Annotated in this window: 18 protein-coding genes; 12 read left to right on the top strand and 6 right to left on the bottom strand. The window is 71.2% G+C overall.

The window, feature by feature from the left end:
• Nucleotides 1–2 precede the first annotated feature (2 nt).
• Nucleotides 3–836 (top strand): respiratory nitrate reductase subunit gamma, encoded by an 834-nt coding sequence (gene narI / locus AC1DBD_RS07065; protein ID WP_476892957.1) that lies wholly within the window; start codon nucleotides 3–5, stop codon nucleotides 834–836.
• Nucleotides 837–902: 66 nt separating this feature from the next.
• Nucleotides 903–2126 carry an MFS transporter gene (locus AC1DBD_RS07060; RefSeq protein ID WP_476981734.1) on the top strand — a complete coding sequence of 408 codons (1224 nt, stop codon included), beginning with the start codon at nucleotides 903–905 and terminating at the stop codon, nucleotides 2124–2126.
• Nucleotides 2127–2159: 33 nt separating this feature from the next.
• Here the strand turns inward: AC1DBD_RS07060 and AC1DBD_RS07055 are convergent, their stop codons facing one another.
• The gene (locus AC1DBD_RS07055; RefSeq protein ID WP_476981733.1) at nucleotides 2160–2699 is read right to left on the bottom strand and encodes a GNAT family N-acetyltransferase; all 540 of its coding nucleotides are present in this window, start codon (nucleotides 2697–2699) and stop codon (nucleotides 2160–2162) included.
• A 5-nt stretch (nucleotides 2700–2704) separates the two neighbouring features.
• Complete coding sequence (locus AC1DBD_RS07050; RefSeq protein WP_476926005.1) at nucleotides 2705–4015, bottom strand: DUF445 domain-containing protein; 1311 nt, start codon at nucleotides 4013–4015, stop codon at nucleotides 2705–2707.
• 50 nt (nucleotides 4016–4065) lie between these two features.
• Here AC1DBD_RS07050 and AC1DBD_RS07045 point away from each other — a divergent pair, with 50 nt between their 5' ends.
• Nucleotides 4066–4953, top strand: coding sequence for a glycerophosphodiester phosphodiesterase (locus tag AC1DBD_RS07045; RefSeq protein ID WP_476981732.1), 888 nt, complete (start codon nucleotides 4066–4068; stop codon nucleotides 4951–4953).
• Nucleotides 4954–4983: 30 nt separating this feature from the next.
• On the opposite strand, the gene AC1DBD_RS07040 is transcribed toward AC1DBD_RS07045, so the two are convergent.
• Nucleotides 4984–6576 (bottom strand): ABC transporter permease, encoded by a 1593-nt coding sequence (locus AC1DBD_RS07040; RefSeq protein ID WP_476981731.1) that lies wholly within the window; start codon nucleotides 6574–6576, stop codon nucleotides 4984–4986.
• A complete protein-coding gene (locus tag AC1DBD_RS07035; RefSeq protein ID WP_476917249.1) occupies nucleotides 6569–7564 on the bottom strand; it encodes an ABC transporter ATP-binding protein in 996 nt (331 codons plus the stop codon). The genes AC1DBD_RS07040 and AC1DBD_RS07035 overlap by 8 nt, the downstream gene beginning before the upstream one ends.
• Before the next feature lie 144 nt (nucleotides 7565–7708).
• Here AC1DBD_RS07035 and AC1DBD_RS07030 point away from each other — a divergent pair, with 144 nt between their 5' ends.
• The 4 genes from AC1DBD_RS07030 (at nucleotide 7709) to AC1DBD_RS07015 (ending at nucleotide 9571) form a co-directional block, all read left to right on the top strand.
• On the top strand, nucleotides 7709–8164 hold the full coding sequence (locus tag AC1DBD_RS07030; RefSeq protein WP_476981730.1) for a DoxX family protein: 456 nt from the start codon (nucleotides 7709–7711) through the stop codon (nucleotides 8162–8164).
• Nucleotides 8161–8916 carry an AzlC family ABC transporter permease gene (locus tag AC1DBD_RS07025; RefSeq protein ID WP_476892949.1) on the top strand — a complete coding sequence of 252 codons (756 nt, stop codon included), beginning with the start codon at nucleotides 8161–8163 and terminating at the stop codon, nucleotides 8914–8916. The genes AC1DBD_RS07030 and AC1DBD_RS07025 overlap by 4 nt, the downstream gene beginning before the upstream one ends.
• Nucleotides 8913–9224 (top strand): AzlD domain-containing protein, encoded by a 312-nt coding sequence (locus tag AC1DBD_RS07020; RefSeq protein WP_441418032.1) that lies wholly within the window; start codon nucleotides 8913–8915, stop codon nucleotides 9222–9224. Before AC1DBD_RS07025 ends, AC1DBD_RS07020 begins: the two co-directional genes overlap by 4 nt.
• Nucleotides 9225–9292: 68 nt before the next feature.
• A complete protein-coding gene (locus AC1DBD_RS07015; protein WP_476892948.1) occupies nucleotides 9293–9571 on the top strand; it encodes a hypothetical protein in 279 nt (92 codons plus the stop codon).
• Between the two features lie 89 nt (nucleotides 9572–9660).
• Here AC1DBD_RS07015 and AC1DBD_RS07010 read toward each other — a convergent pair whose 3' ends face one another.
• Together AC1DBD_RS07010 and AC1DBD_RS07005 are read right to left on the bottom strand one after the other, a co-directional pair.
• Complete coding sequence (locus AC1DBD_RS07010) at nucleotides 9661–10077, bottom strand: YkvA family protein (protein ID WP_476981729.1); 417 nt, start codon at nucleotides 10075–10077, stop codon at nucleotides 9661–9663.
• Between the two features lie 4 nt (nucleotides 10078–10081).
• The gene (locus AC1DBD_RS07005; protein ID WP_441418028.1) at nucleotides 10082–10750 is read right to left on the bottom strand and encodes a TetR/AcrR family transcriptional regulator; all 669 of its coding nucleotides are present in this window, start codon (nucleotides 10748–10750) and stop codon (nucleotides 10082–10084) included.
• Nucleotides 10751–10872: 122 nt separating this feature from the next.
• Here AC1DBD_RS07005 and AC1DBD_RS07000 point away from each other — a divergent pair, with 122 nt between their 5' ends.
• The 5 genes from AC1DBD_RS07000 (at nucleotide 10873) to AC1DBD_RS06980 (ending at nucleotide 15413) form a co-directional block, all read left to right on the top strand.
• Nucleotides 10873–11199 (top strand): thiamine-binding protein, encoded by a 327-nt coding sequence (locus tag AC1DBD_RS07000; RefSeq protein ID WP_441418027.1) that lies wholly within the window; start codon nucleotides 10873–10875, stop codon nucleotides 11197–11199.
• Nucleotides 11200–11269: 70 nt separating this feature from the next.
• Nucleotides 11270–11947 (top strand): O-methyltransferase, encoded by a 678-nt coding sequence (locus AC1DBD_RS06995; protein WP_476981728.1) that lies wholly within the window; start codon nucleotides 11270–11272, stop codon nucleotides 11945–11947.
• 165 nt (nucleotides 11948–12112) lie between these two features.
• Nucleotides 12113–13204 (top strand): hypothetical protein, encoded by a 1092-nt coding sequence (locus AC1DBD_RS06990; protein WP_441418025.1) that lies wholly within the window; start codon nucleotides 12113–12115, stop codon nucleotides 13202–13204.
• Nucleotides 13198–14610, top strand: coding sequence for a PIG-L family deacetylase (locus AC1DBD_RS06985; RefSeq protein WP_476981727.1), 1413 nt, complete (start codon nucleotides 13198–13200; stop codon nucleotides 14608–14610). Before AC1DBD_RS06990 ends, AC1DBD_RS06985 begins: the two co-directional genes overlap by 7 nt.
• A gap of 65 nt (nucleotides 14611–14675) precedes the next feature.
• A complete protein-coding gene (locus AC1DBD_RS06980; RefSeq protein WP_476981899.1) occupies nucleotides 14676–15413 on the top strand; it encodes a glycosyltransferase family 2 protein in 738 nt (245 codons plus the stop codon).

Here is a 15413-nt window from a genome sequence, read left to right as displayed (position 1 = left end):
CCATGCTGGCATTCGAGGCCGAGCCCGGATCCGCCGTCGAAATCTCCGCCCTGGACATCGTGCTCTGGGGCGTACTGCCCTACGTCATGGTCGTTGTGCTGGTGGGCGGCCTCATCTGGCGCTACAAGTACGACCAGTTCGGCTGGACCACGCGGTCCTCCCAGCTCTACGAATCCCGGCTGCTGCGGATCGCCTCGCCGTTGTTCCACTTCGGCCTGCTCGCCGTGATCGCGGGGCACTTCTTCGGCCTGGTCATTCCGATGGCGTGGACCCAGGCCGTGGGCATGAGCCAGGAGTTCTACCATTTCAACGCCCTCCTGGTTGGCGGCATCGCCGGGGTGGGGACCCTGGGCGGCATCATCCTGCTGATCTACCGGCGCCGCACCACCGGTCCGGTCTTCATGGCCACCACCAGGAACGACAAAACCATGTACGTCGTGCTCACCGGCGCGATCGTGTTCGGGCTCTGGACCACCCTGGCGAGCGTCTTCGAGGGCGAACACGGGCACAACTACCGCGAGACCGTGGCGCCGTGGTTCCGTTCGCTGTTCATCTTCCAACCCGACATCGCGGCGATGGCGGCGGCGCCCTTCTCCTTCCACCTGCACACCCTGGTGGGCATGGCGCTGTTCGTCATCTGGCCCTTCACCCGCCTGGTCCATGCGTTCACGGCGCCGTTCCACTATCTCTTCCGGCCGTACATCGTTTACCGCTCCCGCGACCGGGACCGGGACGGCAGCCGGGCCGGCGCGGCCGCCACGCGGTCCTCCGGCACCGCCGCCCGCCGCGGCTGGTCCGCCGTCGGGACCCGCGACCGGGACACCCGCAACCGCTGAGGTGCCGGCTATGCCGCAGCTTCCCGAAGCCTTCCCGAACCCTTCCCGAACCGAAAGGAGACCTCCGTGGCCGGAGCAGCGACCCCGTCCGCAACCGCGCCGGCAGGCCAGACGCTCAACCTGGTGCTCGCCACCGCGGCCTCGGTGGCCGGATTCTGGGCCTGGAATTCCGTGGCCACGCTCGGGGCCTTCTACACCCAGAACCTCCAGCTCAACCCCGCCACCACGGGCATCCTCGTCGCCATGCCGGTGTTCGTCGGCTCGCTGGGCAGGATCGTCGTCGGCGCCCTGACAGACAAGTACGGCGGCCGCGCCCTCTTCAGCTTCGTGCTGCTGGCGGCCATTGTCCCGATTCTGCTGGTGGCCGTCGGGGGCACCATCCGCTCCTTCGCGCTGGTGCTCGGCGCCGGGCTGCTGCTCGGGGTGGCCGGCACCGTGTTCGCCGTCGGCATCCCCTTCGTCAGCGCTTGGTACGAACCGTCACGGCGCGGCTTCGCCACCGGGGTGTTTGGTGCCGGGATGGGCGGCACCGCCCTGGCCGCGTTCCTGAACCCGCGGCTGGTCGCCTGGATCGGTTACTTTCCGACGCACCTGCTGATCGCCGGAGTCCTGGCCGTCATGGCCGCGCTGGTCTGGTTCCTGATGAAAGAGTCCCCGGCGTGGAGCCGCCAGGACGCGCCGGTCATGCCCAAGCTGCTCGACGCCGCAAAAACCCCGGTCACCTGGAAGATGTGTTTCCTCTACGCCGTCGTATTCGGCGGATTCGTGTCCTTCGCGACCTACCTGCCGACGTACCTGCGGGACATCTACAGCTTCGACCCGAGCGCCGCCGGCGCGCGTACCGCCGGCTTCGCCCTGGCCGCCGTGCTGGCCCGGCCCATCGGGGGAGTGCTCGCGGACCGGTTCGGCCCCAAGCCCGTGGTGGTGGTCTCGCTCGCCGGCGTCGCCGTGCTCGCCTGGGTGGTGAACCTGCAGCCCGACGGCGATGTGCCCGCCGGCCTGACGTTCGTCGCCATGGCGGCCGCCCTGGGGCTGGGCACCGGCGGCGTCTTCGCCTGGGTCGGGGTGCTCGCCCCGGCCGGCAAGGTCGGCAGCATCAGCGGGGTGGTCAGCGCCGCCGGCGGCCTGGGCGGCTACTTCCCGCCGCTGGTGATGGGAGCCACCTACGACGCCGCGACCCGCAGCTACTCGATCGGGCTGATGCTGCTCGTGGTCACGGCGCTCGCGGCGCTGGCGTTCACGGTCTTCGCCCTGCATGGCCGCGTCAAGGCCACAGTCGCGCACGCCTGACGGCCAAGCGGGCCGCCGAGCTGACCGGTGGGCTCAGAGCGTCTTCCGGGTGAAGAGGGAGTCGCCGTGTACCTCGTCCAGGTCCACCCGGCCGGTTTCGACGAAGCCAAGTTTGGCCAGGACGCGGCGTGACGGGGTGTTCCAATCGCGGACGGTGGCCCAAATGCAGGGGTAACCGGCTGCCTGCGCCTGCTGCAGGACGGCCCGGGAGGCCTCGGTCGCCAACCCCTGCCCCCAGACCCTTCGAAGGAACTCGAACGCGAGTTCCGGCTCCCCGTCCTGCCCATGCCGATTGGGAATCAGCCCGCAGTAGCCGATGACCTGCCCCGAACTTTTTTGCTCCGCCGCCAGCAGCCCCGGGAAGGGGAGCCCGTCGTCCCGACGGATCCCGTCGGCGATTTCCTCCAGCGTGGGGTGGCCGTCGGGACTGATGCGGCGATGCGGCGGGACACGGGGGTCGCGTTCGGTCCAGAGCTCGTGCTGGACCGCGGCGTCGGACACGCGCAATGGCCGCAGCAGCAACCGGCCGGTTTCGAAGGCGGCCTCCGGGCGGGGTGTCTGTGCCGGATCCATCCGGGTCAGCCGAAGACGAAGTGCGCGGCGGTAAAGATGGCCAGCCCGGCGAGGGCGCCCACCACGGTGCCGTTGATCCGGATGAACTGCAGGTCCTTGCCCACCTGGAGTTCGATCTTCTGCGAGGTCTCCTCGGCATCCCAGCGGGCCACGGTATCGGTGATCACGCCGGCAATGTCCGAGCGGTAGTTGTTCACCAGGTACCCGGCGGCGTCGCCGATCCAGGTGTTCACCTTGCCGGCCAGCTCGGGGTCGACCACCAGCCGGGTGCCGAAGTCGTGCACGGCGGCCTTGAACTTCACCGTCAGTTCGCTGTGCGGATCGTCGACGGCGGCCAGCAGCGCGGCCTTGACCGTGCCCCAGGTGCGGGAGGCGAGTTCGCGGACCTCCGGGTCGCCCAGCACCTGCGCTTTGACGCCCTCGGCGCGGGCGATCATGACCGGATCGTGCTGCAGGTCCTGGGCCAGTTCTTTGAGGTATTTGTCGATGGAGAGCCGGACCTGGTGTTGCGGATCGGCCTGCACGGCCCGGGTGAATTTCAGGATCTCCACGTAGACCTTGTCGCCTACGAGCCCGTCCACGAACGTAGGCACCCAGGTGGGGGAACGGTCCGTGACCAGCCGGTTGACCGTTTCGTGGTTGTCCCGCACCCAGTCCACCGTACGGTCCACGAGCAGGTCCACGAGAGCGTGGTGGTGGCCGTCGTCGAACACGCGCTGGGCGAGCCGGCCCACCGGCGGTCCCCACGGCGGCGCCAGCAGGTGCCGGCGGACCATGCCCTCGATGACGGCTTGGACGTCGTCGTCGTTCAGCACCGTGAAGGCGCCGCGGATCACGGCGGCACCTTCCTTGGCCACCCGCTCGGCTCCGCCGGGCCCGGACAGCCAGCCGCCGACCTTGCGCGCAATGTCAACGCTGGCCAGTTTCTCCTTCACCACCTGTTCGGAGAGGAAGTTGGTCTCCACGAATTCGCCCAGCGACGCCCCGATCTGGTCCTTGCGCCGTGGGATGATCGCGGTGTGCGGGATCTTCAAGCCCAGCGGGTACTTGAACAGGGCCGTCACCGCGAACCAGTCCGCGAGGGCGCCCACCATGCCGCCCTCGGCCGCTGCCCGGACGTACTCAAGCCACGGGTACTGCTTCTGCAGGGCGAAGGCGAGCACGAAAATGACGGCCATGCCGATCAGCAGCGACACGGCCAGCAGCTTCATCTTCCGCAGCGCCGCGGCCTTTTCTGCGTCCGCGGCGGAGAGTCGGTGTTCGACGCCGGCCGGGGGGACGGCGGGACGGGCGGGTCGTTCAGTGTTCACCTGCATGTGCCCAGCCTAGCCGCGCATCCGTAACCGACGTCCGCTAACGTGTCAGCATGAATACCGAGGAGTCCGCCGCCGCCCGCCCGCTGGTCTACGCCCACCGGGGCGCCAGCGGAGCCTTCGCCGAGCACACCCGTGCCGCCTACCTGCAGGCGATCGCCGACGGCGCCGACGGCGTCGAATGCGACATCCACCTGACCCGCGACCAGCACGCGGTGCTGCTGCACGACGCCAACCTGGACCGCACCTCGGACGGCACCGGCCCGGTCGCGGACCACACCCTGGCGGAGCTGCGGCTGCTGGACTTCTGCTCCTGGAAGGGCGCCCGGATTCCCGAGGAGTACGGCGCCCGGTCCGAGCAGTTCCTGACCCTCCCCGAACTGCTCGACATCCTGCGCCTGGCCGGCCGCGAGATCGGCCTGGCGATCGAACTCAAGCACCCCAGCCCCTACCAGCTCAAGCTCGAGGACCGGGTCCTGGCTGTCCTCGAGTCCGAGGGCTGGGACCGGACCACCTCGATGCTGGACAACATCCGGGTCTCCTTCATGAGCTTCAGCCCCGACTCGGTGAAGCACCTGCTCCAGAGCGTGCCCGCCGCGGCCATCTGCCAGCTCGTGGACGACGTGAACGTGGAGGAAATCCGCGAAGAACTCGGCCTCGGGGCGATCACCGGCGGCGCCCTCGCCAACGTCATGAAAGCTGCGCAGACCGAGGGGGAGCGGATTTTGGACGACTGCGAGGCGGGCCTGGCCGGGCCCGGCATCGGCTACGTGCGCGGACACTCCCGCACCGTCCGGCGCTGGCTCGAATCGGGCCGCCGCTTCCGGGTCTGGACCGTGGACTCGGCGGACGACGTCGACCTCTGCCGTGAACTGGGCATCCACGAGATCACCACCAACCGGCCCGCCGAGGTCCGCGCCCAGCTGCTCGCCCCGCTCTAGGGCATTGCCCGCTGCTGACGGCGCTTCCTGCTAGGCGGCCAGATCCCGCCGTCGCCAGCCCAGGTAACCCAGCGCGGCGAGCCCGACGGCGACGGCGGTCAGGCCCAGCAGTGCCGGCACCGCGTCGGTGCCCACCGGCAGCAGCGGGGAGTGCCGGAACGGGGAGAGGTCCATCAGCCATCCCGGAGCGTTCCAGAGCACCCCGAACTCGCCGAGCGCCACGAAGGCAAGCAGCACGCCCCAGACCGCGCCGGCCAGCCGGGGCACCCAGCCAAACACCGCCAGCGCCACGCTGGTCAGCACCCACGCGGCGGGAATCTGCGCGAGCGAGGCGACCGTGGCGCTGCCCACGAGCCCGCTGTCCTGGACGGCGGCTGCCGCGCCGGCACCGATCGAGACCCCGGCCAGCACCATCAGCACCGCGACCCCGGCCAGCGCAAAGATATAGTGGCTGCTTGCCCAGCGGCTGCGCGTGGTGGCGGTCCCCAGCAGCGCTTCGGTGTGCCCGGCGGACTCCTCGCTGCGCAGATGGTTCACCGACGCCACCCCGTAGGCCGCGGCGAGCAGGCCCATGATGCTGATCTCGGCGGCCAGGAAGGCGTCCCGCAGCGCGGAGGCGCCGCCGATCAGTTTGATCAGGTCCTGCGCGTTGGGGGAACTGAGCATCTCCGCTACGTTGCTGACCAGCGAGCCGATGACGACGCCGAAGACGACGAACGCCGCGGCCCAGGCCAGCCACACCCTGTGCTGCAGGCGCACGGCCAGAGCCCAGACCCCGGAGAGCGAGCCGACGGCGGGGCCGGGACGCTCGTCGCGGAGCCCCGCGCCCAGGTCCCGGCGTGCCCGGAGCACAAAGGCCACCGGGATGAGGAGTACGCAGAGTGCGACCGGCAGCGCCAGCACCCACCATCGGTCCCCGGCGAACGCACGGATCTGCTGGTTCCAGCCGATCGGCGAAAGCCAGGAGAGGAACGATGGGCCCGGTTCGGCAAGGTCTCCGACGGCGCGCAGGCCGTAGGTGACGGCGACGACGCCAACGCTCAAGCCGGTGGCAGCGCGGGCGCTCGCGGTCAGTTGCGCGGCTACGCCGGCCACGGCGCTGAAGGCCATCCCGGTGGCGGCCCAGCCGAGGCCGAAGGCCAGCGACCCGGCGGCCGGCAGGCCGCCGGCGGCGAGGGCGGCGGCGGACAGCAGTCCCACGCCCAGGCTGGCGCCCAGACCGATCATGAGGGCGGCGGCCAGGGCGGCGTCGCGTCCCAGCCGGCCGCCGCCGAGCAGCTCCAGCCGTCCGCCCTCCTCGTCTGCCCGGGTATGCCGGATGATCAGGATGACCATGAGGACCGCGAGGATGGCCGTCATGAACGCGGTGTATTTGATCAGCGAGAGCGCCCCAAGGGAGGCGGGGTCGTAGATGCGACCGAACATCGCCACCATTGACGCGGTGGCATTCACGGCATTGGCGGCTTCGATCCGGCTGCGGACGTCGGGGTAGAGTTCCGCGCCGGCCACCGCCGTCGAGTAGGCAACGACGGCGAATCCCAGCACCCACACCGGCAGCAGCCAGCGGTCCCGGCGCAGCCCCAACCGGACCAGCGTTCCGGTGCCGGCCAGCGTCTCAGGCATTGCCGGATCCCGGCCCGGTGGGCCCCGCAGCCGCGGAACCCACCGCTTCGGCCCCGGTGTCACGCGGGCCCGCCCCGGTCCCGGCGCCAGCGTTAACTGCGCCGTTCCCGGAGCCATAGTGCCGCAGGAACAGGTCCTCCAAGGTCGGCGGCTGGCTGGTCAGCGCCCGCAGCCCGGCCGCGGTAAGGGCCTGCAGGAAAGGGCCCAGCCCTGCGGGATCCACCTGGGCGCTAACCCGGTGGTTGACCACCACCACATCGTGCACGCCGGGCAGCAGTTCCAGCCCCTGGGGCACGGCGGCGACGTCGGCGGTGACGGCGGTTCGGGTCAGGTGGCGCAACTGCTCGAGCGGGCCGGTCTCCACCACCCGACCGGCGCGGATGATGCTCACCCGGTCGGAGAGCGCCTCGGCTTCGCTGAGGATGTGGCTGCTCAGCAGCACGGTGCGCCCCTGTGCCCGGAGTTCGCGGACGCAGCCGCGGAAGGCGTCCTCCATCAGCGGGTCCAGTCCGCTCGTGGGTTCGTCCAGCAGGAACAATTCGGCGTCGGTGGCCAGCGCGGCAACGAGGGCCACCTTCTGCCGGTTGCCCTTGGAATAGGTGCGGGCCTTCTTGGTCGGATCCAGCTCGAAAAGCTCCAGCAGACGGTCCCGCCGTGCCCGGTCCTGGCCGCCCTGCAGCTTGCCCAGGAGCCCGATCACCTCGCCGCCGGTCAGGTTGGGCCACAGGGCCACGTCGCCGGGAACGTACGCCAGCCTGCGGTGCAGCGTCGCGACGTCGCGCCAGGGATCCAGTCCCAGCACCCGGATGGATCCGGCGTTAGACCTCAGCATGCCCAGCAGCAGCCGCAACGTGGTGGACTTGCCGGAACCGTTGGGTCCCAGGAAGCCATGCACTTCGCCGGCGGCCACCTCGAAGTCCAGGCCGTCGAGGGCGGTCACGGCCCCGAAACGCTTTACGACGCCGGTCATCTGCACGACACTGCTCATAGTCAACAAGGTACTCCCGGGCACCGCTCCCGGACCCCTGCGGAAGGTCCTGCTTTCGCGGCCCACGCCCGGGTGGCGCAGCGCACCCGGCGCAGGTTAAGGCCCCGGTTACCGGGCGCCCCGCCGCTGTGGTTGCATGGTTGCATGCCTTTCCGCTGGTCCCCCCGGGCAACCCAGACACTTTCCGCGGCCGCCCTGAGCGGGCTGCTGCTGGCCAGCGCGGCCAAACACTTCCGCGATCCGGACTTCTTCACCCCAGTGGTCCCGGAGTTCCTCTGCCGCGACGACTCAGGCAGCCGGCGCAATGGACCCCTCGCCGTGCTGTCCCGGGAGGAATGGGTGGCGGCGAGCGGTCTGCTGGAGGTCGGCGCCGCCGTCGGACTCCTGATCCCGCCCACCCGCCGTGCGGCGGCCGGCTGCGTCACCGGAATGTTCACCGCCTTTCTTGTCGGACACCTGGACGCGCTTCGCAGGGCGTTCGGACCCGGGGGAACGCCCGCGCAGCGCCGCATCCACAGCCTGCGGCTGCCGCTGCAGGCACCGCTCATCGCCTGGGCCTGGAGCCTGACGAAGCCGGTCCCGAAGCGTCGGCGCCGGTGAAGCTCGCGCAATCCCCGGCCGTCCGGGTGGGACTCTCCATCAGCATCGCCACCGGGCTCTACGGGGTGTCCTTCGGGGCGCTGTCCGTCACCTCCGGCCTCGATTTCTGGCAGACCATGGCCCTGAGCCTGCTGCTCTTCAGCGGCGGCTCGCAGTTCGCGTTCATCGGCGTCGTGGCCGGGGGCGGCTCCGGCGTCGCGGCGATGAGCGCCGCCACCCTGTTGGGCATGCGCAACGGCATCTACGGGATGCAGCTCAACGCCTTGCTCCAGCCGCGGGGCTGGCGCCGGTTCGCCGCCGCCCACGTGACCATCGACGAATCGACGGCCACGAGCACCGGCCAGACCGACCCGGCGGAGCAGCGCCGGGGTTTCTGGACGGCGGGGCTGGGCATCTTCGTGCTGTGGAATCTGTTCACCGCCGTCGGCGCGCTGGCCGGCAGCGCCCTTGGCGACCCGAAGCAGTGGGGGCTCGACGGCGCCGCGGTGGCGGCGTTCCTCGGCCTGCTGTGGCCGCGGCTCAAGGGCCGCGAACCCGTCGCGATCGCCGTCGTCTGCGCCCTGGCAACCGTCCTGGCCGTCCCGCTCGTGCCGGCCGGGGTGCCCATCCTGGTCGCCGCGTTCGTGGCGGCGGTGGTCGGCTGGTTCAGTCACGGCCGCAGCGACGAGGGCCTCGAACCCGACGTCGACCCGTATGCCGAGGAGCATGAGGCTGTCCGTCGCTCCGGACACAGCCCGGGGGAGGCCTCATGACGCTCTGGCTTTGGCTCCTGCTGTCCTGCGTGCTGGCGTACGCCTGGAAACTGGTGGGATACCTTGTCCCCGCCAGCCTGCTGCGCAATCCGCGGATGTCCCGGATCGCCGGCACCATGACGATCGGGCTGCTGGCCTCCCTGACCGTCGTGAACACAGTGGCGTCCGGGCAGTCCCTGGCGCTGGACGCGCGGCTCGGTGCCCTGGCCGCGGCCGCCGTCGCCCTGTGGTTGCGGGCGCCGTTCCTGGTGGTGGTCCTGGCTGGCGCCGGCGCGGCGGCCGGGCTGCGGTTGCTCGGCTGGAACTGACGCTCTGCCGTCGGGCGCTCAACGGTCTTTAGCCCCTAGCCGGGCCGGGCGCCCAATGGGAGCATTCGATGATGACCGAAAAAGACGTTCCGAATGCCGCTGCGTCCGGGCCGGGCGATGCGGACGCGGTGACCCCGGAAGCCGCGGGAGCGGATGCCGCCGGGAAGGCGCACCATTCCAAGCCGCATGAGCACTTCGTTTCCCCGGGCGCGGAATCCACTCGGGAACTGCGCGAAATGGCCCGCCGCCGCCGTGAGGCCGAAGAGAAGCTGCAACAGCATTTGCAGGAGGCGCACCACCTGCACGAGGTCAAGGAAAAGCCCGCGGAGGATCAGGGCGGGCACTGACGGGTTCAGTTTCAGGGGTCGGCGGGAAGGCGGCAGCCGGACTCCGGCTGCCGCCGCTCATCCGGCGTCGACGGTCACGACAATCTTGCTCACCGGGCGGTGCCGAGGCCGGCCAGTTTCAGGATCAGCTGCAGGCCCTCCGGCGTCCCGGGCCAGTGCCTTTCGACGGACTCCGCGCCGGCCCGGGCGACCACGGAGCGCAGCACCAGGGCGACGATCACGACGTCGTCCGCGTAGCCGATCACGGGCAGGAAGTCGGGCACCAGGTCGATCGGCGAGAGCAGGTAGGCCAGCAGCAGGGCGAGCCGGACGCGCACGCCCACCGCGACGGTGGGGTCGGCCACCAGCCGCCGGATCAGCCGGAGCAGGTCCGGCAGCAGCCGCAGGGCGTCCTTCATTGTGACAGTTTCGGGGTGCCGCCGCGCGTAGCCCCAGAGCAGCACCAGCAGCGCGGCATACACCAGCAAGAGGCCGCCGAGTACGCCGGCAGCGGTTTCCCATGTCATGGGCTCAACGGTACGTGTTTCCGTAGGTAGAGCCGAAGCCGACGCCGAATGCGGTGCCGTACGCGGTCCCTGGCACCAGCGACTGCGGTGGCAGCGGACGATCGGGCCGTTCTGCGCGGATGGCGTCCTCGACCAGGGCGACCGGACGGCGCCAGGCATCCGAACCGGCCTCCATCGTGTCCACCACGCCGATCAGCATGGCCAGCAGCCGGATCATGTCCGTCATCGAGATGTCGCTGCGCAGCGTGCCCTGGCCCTGGCCGCGGCCCAGCAGCACGGCCACCGATTCGATCAGGTCGCCGGTGATGCCGGTCAGCACGCCGCGGCGGCCCGCCACCGCGCCGAGAAGGTTGGCTTCGTCGCTGGCAACCCCCATCAGCGCGTCGACGACGCGGAACAGGCCCTCCGCCGCGTCCTTGCCGGCCAGTGCTTCTTCGATGACCGGGTTCACCCGCAGTTTCAGCTGCTGGTGCAGCGCGGCGAGCACGAGTTCTTCCTTGTCGGCGAAGTTCCGGAACAGCGTCGCGGGGCCCACCCCGGCCGTGACGGCGATGGTCTGGAGCGGGACTTCGGGGCCGTGCTCACGGAAGCACTGGCGGGCCGCGGCAATGATCTTGTTGACGTTGCGCGCTGCATCCGCACGGAGCGGCCTGCGGTCTACTGCCCGGTTCATTTGCTCAGGGTAGCAACGCGGAGGTGGAGGAAACCTGTTACCGGCGGGTACGCCCAATTGTGACGTGTCGGCCCGCGATTGCGGGCCCGGGCAGGCCGGATCCCGCGTGGCAGACTGGAGCCATGTTGCTTGCATTTTCTGTCGCACCCTCCGGCCGTCCCAGCGGCGCTCCCGCCGGCTCCGAAGCCGACGACGCCTCGGTCCACCATGCCGTCGCCGAGGCGGTGCGGATCGTCCGTGAGTCCGGGCTGCCGAACCACACGGACTCGATGTTCACCACGATCGAGGGCGAATGGGATGAGGTGTTCGACGTCGTGAAGCGGGCCACGGAGGCCGTGGGCCGCTACGGCAGCCGCGTCTCCCTCGTGATCAAGGCCGACATCCGCCCCGGCTACACGGGCGAACTGACCGGGAAACTGGACCGGCTGGAGAAGGCCCTGGGCGAGTAGCCGCTCCGGGCCTGGGCCGGGCGGCCGCCGGCCCTACCCACCGGCGGGGGCAGCTGAAAGACTGGGCCGCATGATCGAGCATCAGCCCACCTCCCGCTGGATCGCCGTCGAGGAGTACCTCTCTGGCGTTGTAGTCCGTCCCGATGACTCGCTCAGGCACGCGGTGGCCGCCGCCCTCGACGCCGGGATGCCGCCCATCGAGGTCGCCCCGAACGCCGGCAAGCTGCTGAAGCTGCTGGTCCAGCTCTCCGGCGCCCGCCGGGTGCTGGAGATCGGCACGCTGGCCGGGTTCAGCACCATTTGGATGGCACAGGGCCTGCCCGACGGCGGCCGGCTTGTCACCTGCGAATACCTGCCCCGGCACGCCGAGGTGGCGCGCGCCAATCTCGACCAGGCCGGGTTGGGCCACCTCGTGGAAATCCGGGTGGGCGCGGCCCTGGACACGCTGCCCGCGCTGGAAAGCGAGGGCGCCGGGCCTTTCGATTTCGTCTTCATCGACGCGGACAAGGAACACAACCCGCAATACCTGGACTGGGCCGTCAGGCTTGGCCGGCCCGGCACCACGGTGGTGATGGACAACGTGGTGTGGGAGGGCGCGGTGCTGGAACCGGCCCTGGATCCCGTCAACGCCCCGGGGATCGTCGCGGCGCTGGAGATGATGGGCGAGGACCCGCGGCTGGACGCCACCGTGATCCAGACTGTGGGCTCCAAGGGCTGGGACGGCTTCGCGCTCGCCCGCGTGCGGTAGTGCGGGATGGTGTGCGCTACGGCGGCCCGGTGCGGCGTCCCGGTCCGGCGGGCGAGGACCGGGCGAAGTGCTAAGTATGCTTAGATTTACCCAGCGGCGGCTTCGACCGGCCGCTACAGGCACGGACAACACCAGGCGCACATCGCAAAGGACACGGACCAGGCAATGAACGCGACCCAGGAAGCCCGCCCTCCCAAGGCCGTGCGGATCAGCTCCACGACGGGCGAGCTGGCCGGGATCTCACCGCTGCTGGACGCCGCCGAGGCGGGCGTCGGGGACGTCCCGGCCCTGCTGGCACTCGCCAAGGACGCGGGGGAGTGCGCCCCGAAGCCCGGGGCGGGCAACACCGCGTTGCTGTGGGAGATCCTCGCGTCGGTCACCGCCGTCGACGTCGCCGCCGGACGGATCCTGGAACCCCACCTCGACGCCGCCGCGATCCTCGCCCAGGCCGCTGCGGCGGATTTCGATGATGCCCCCGCCGATCTCCCCTTCGACGGCACCTGGGGCGTTTTCGCCGCCGAGGCCCCCGGGCTGAAGCTGGAAGCCAAGGACGCCGGCGGCGCCGTCGTGCTGACCGGCTCGAAACCGTGGTGCTCCATCGCCGCGCAGCTCGACCACGCGGTGCTGACCGCGCACCTCGACGGCGGCGGCCGCGCCGCCTTCGCCGTCGACCTGCACGCCGCCGGGGTCGGCTTCGCGGACCCGGAATGGACCAGCCTGGGCCTGCGCGAGGTCCCCAGCGGCACCGTGCACTTCGACGCCGTGCCGGCCATACCGCTCGGCCCGGCCGGCTGGTACTACCAGCGTCCCGGGTTCGCCTGGGGCGGCATGGGGGTCGCCGCCTGCTGGTTCGGCGGCGCCGTCGCCGTGGCCCGCAACTATGTTGAGTCCCTGAAACAAGCGGCCGACGGCGGCCGCGAACCGGACCAGCTCGCCCTCGCCCACCTCGGCGAAATCGACCGCACGCTGACCGGGCTCACCCAGTACCTCGCCCGGACCGCGGCCCGGATCGACGCCGGGGAGCTCTCCGGCGCCGGCGCGTGGAGCGAGGCGCTGCGCGTCCGCGGCAGCGTGGCCGCCGCCGTCGCACGCATTCAGTCGCTGGTGAGCCAAAACCTCGGGCCCGCCCCGCTGGCCTTCGACGCACGCTACGGCAAACGCATGGCCGACCTCTCGCTCTACATCCGGCAGCACCACGCCATGCGCGACGACGCCCAGCTCGGCGCCCTGACGTTCAAGGGGGACCACCCATGGTGAGCTTCACGCACAACGACGCCGGGACCAACGAAGAAGACTGGGCCCGCAGCGGCGCCGCCGCCCTGCCGGAGCTCCCGCTCGACGCCGGGGAGCTGGCTGGCAGGGCATTCATCGTCCTGGCCGCCCACCCCGACGACGAATCCCTGGGCGCCGGCGGCCTGATGGCCCGGCTGCACGGCCTCGGCGCGGAGGTGCGGGTGCTGCTGTGCACGGCAGGGGAGGCCTCCCACCCCGATTCGCCCAGCACCACACCCAAACAGCTTGCCGACCTGCGGCTGCGCGAATTCGCCGGCGCCCTCGGGCGGCTCGTCCCGGACGCCGGCTGGCAGTACCTCGGGCTGCCGGACGGGAAACTCGCGGGCCACCGGGACCAGGTCCTCGCCGCGATCCGCGAGGCCGCGGCTGCCACCGGCCGGCCCGCGGACCGCGTCGTCCTGGTGGCGCCCTACCGGAACGACGGCCATACCGACCACGACGCCCTGGGCTCCGCCGCCGCGGAAGCGGCAGCCGCCTCCGGCTACGGGCTGCTGGAGTACCCGGTCTGGTACTGGCTCTGGGCCGGCCCCGAGGACCCGGCCTGGCAGTCCTGGCTGCGGCTCCCGCTGACCCCGGCCGAGGAGCAGGCCAAGGCGCAGGCCATGGCGGCGCACACCTCGCAGGTCCGGGCGCTCTCGGACCAGCCGGGGGACGAAGTGCTGCTCCCGCCGGCCTTCCTGCAGCATTTTTCCCGGCACTGGGAGACCTTCGCCTGGCAACGGCCCGGCACTCCGGCTGTCCCACCGGCCGGCACGGCGGCACACGCCGCAGTCGCGCCCTCCGCCTACGCCGCGGCGGACGCGGAGGGCCTCTTTGACACCGTCCACGCCCGGAGCGAGGACCCCTGGGAGTACACCACCAGCTGGTACGAACACCGCAAGCGCGCGCTGACGCTCGCGGCGCTCCCCGGCCGGAGCTACTCCGCCGGCCTGGAAATCGGCTGCTCGATCGGCACCCTCAGCGTCGAACTCGCCGAACGCTGCGGCAGCTTCCTGGCCGTCGACGCGAGCAGCGCGGCACTGGCCCACGCCGCCCGGCGGCTCGCGCACCTGCCGGCCGCGCGGACCCGCCACCTGACGGTGCCGCAGGACTGGCCGGAGGGCGCGTTTGATCTGATCGTGGTGTCGGAGGTGGGCTACTACCTCTCGCCGGAGGAGCTGGCGGCCCTGTTCGAACGGGTCGAGGCCACGCTGCTGCCCGGCGGCACCCTGGCGCTCTGCCACTGGCGGCACCCGATCGAGGGCTGGGAGCTCGACGGCGACACCGTCCACGCAGCAGCCCGCCGGCAACTTCGCTGGGCCGACGCCGGCCTCTACCGGGAGCGCGACTTCGTGCTGGAAGTCTTCCGCGCCCCGGAGCCGCTCGCGTGAGCAACGTGGCGGCCCCGGCCAGGCCCCCGCAACGACGCCCCGGCATCGACGCCGTCGCCGTCGTGATGCCGGCCCACAACGAGGAACAGCACTTGGACCGGGCGCTGCGGGCAGTGCAGCGCGCCGCCGACGAGCTGCAGCGGCAGCGGCCCGGCGTCGCCGTCCGGGTGACAGTGGTCCTGGACAGCTGCACCGACCGCTCCGCCGAGATCACCGCAGGTTACGTCGACGCCGACCCGCGCTTCGGCGCGCTCGACGTCCGGCTGCGCAGCGCTGGCGCGAGCCGGGCGGCAGGCGTCCGCGCCGCCGTGCTCGGCCCGCAACGGCGCGCCCCCGGCCAGCGTTCCGAACCGCTTCCCTGGCCGGGACGGACCTGGGTGGCCAACACCGACGCCGATTCGCAGGTCCCGGTGAACTGGCTGGTGCGGCAGCTCGAATTCGCCGAAGCCGGTGCCGACGCGGTGCTCGGCTCGGTGGAACCGGACCCGGTGGGGATGGACCCGGAACTGTTGCGCCGCTGGCTGGACCGCCACCCCTTCGAGGAAAACCACCCGCACATCTACGGCGCCAACTTCGGCGTCCGGGCCTCGGCCTACCTGGCCGCGGGCGGGTTCTCGCACCTGGAAACGCACGAGGACCGCACCCTGGTCCAGAGCCTGCGCAGCCTCGCCTTCACCGTCCTCGCAACGGACAGCATGCGGGTGCTGACCTCCGGCCGGACCCACGCGCGGGCGCCCCACGGCTTCGGGACGTACCTGCGTTCGCTGGGACGGCAGCGGCCGCCTGCCGCCACTGGCAGCTGA

This window comes from Arthrobacter sp. 10T419 (assembly GCF_056394105.1).
The sequence above is the reverse complement of the archived record's forward strand: the minus strand, read 5'-3'. Positions and strand labels throughout refer to the sequence as shown.